The organism is Nodularia chucula CCY0103, assembly GCF_963923915.1.
Taxonomy (GTDB): domain Bacteria; phylum Cyanobacteriota; class Cyanobacteriia; order Cyanobacteriales; family Nostocaceae; genus Nodularia; species Nodularia chucula.
This window is the reverse complement of the sequence record NZ_CAWUOL010000207.1, coordinates 1-925: the sequence shown is the minus strand read 5'-3', so window position 1 is coordinate 925 and position 925 is coordinate 1. Positions and strand designations below refer to the sequence as shown.

Below are 925 nucleotides of genomic sequence, written 5' to 3'. Positions count from 1 at the left end.
AAAAATATTTCACTCTTCTGCTTTCTACATCTGGGGTTGAGTAGATGAAAGGAGTAAGGGTGTGGAACAAACTTTCTTGAACTACACCCCATCCCCTACACCCTACACCCTGTTTTAATCAGGTTACTCAACTTGGGTCAGCATCTCCAGTTGCGCCAGCAATTTTTCTATCTGTTTGCACTTCTTAGGGTCTGACCAAATCCGCGATTTTCTTAGTTTGGTGGTCGCAGTATTAAAGCGCTCTTTGTAATCGTTAGACTCGGTTTTTGGAGTAGAGGTTGGGGTTTTCTTTTCACTAATGCGCTGTTTGATTTCGCTTAAAGACCAGTTTTGGGCAATAGCTTGTTCTAAAAAGACAAGACGCTCTTCTTTATCCTGAATCTGGGCGATGGCTTTGGCTTTGGTGTATTCCAGGTCGCCTCTTCTTAGTGCTTCAAGGATGTCTGATGTCAGGTTTAATAAGGGCAGGCGGTTCTTAACGAAAGATTCCCAGGTCATTAACCCTAAGCTATCAAATACTTCCGAAACAATTTTTAGGTCTGGGTTTACGGGTGGCTCCTGATTGATGACTGAGTTATCTTTTTCTGTTTCGCCCATAACGTTATGGGTAGATGACTCACCCTCGACTTTTTCCTTGCCAGTTACGTTGGTTATTGAGTCACTTTTGACTTCGCCCATAACGTTATGGGTAGATGCTTCACCCTCGACTTTTTCCTTGCCAGTGACGTTGGTTATTGAGTCATTTTCAACTTCACCCATAACGTTATGGGTAGATGTCTCACTCTCGATTTTTTCCTTGCCAGTTACGTTGGTTGTCGAGTCACTTTCAACTTCGCCCATAACGTTATGGGTAGATGTCTCACTCTCGATTTTTTCCTTGCCAGTTACGTTATGGAGGACTGTGGATGCTTTTTTCTGTTCGCGT

Annotated in this window: 1 protein-coding gene; it reads right to left on the bottom strand. The window is 43.2% G+C overall.

The window, feature by feature from the left end; all coding sequences use genetic code 11:
• Positions 1-123: 123 nt before the first annotated feature.
• On the bottom strand, positions 124-925 hold an 802-nt coding region (locus tag ACM0OP_RS24225), incomplete at its 5' end, for a ParB/RepB/Spo0J family partition protein (RefSeq protein WP_414530954.1).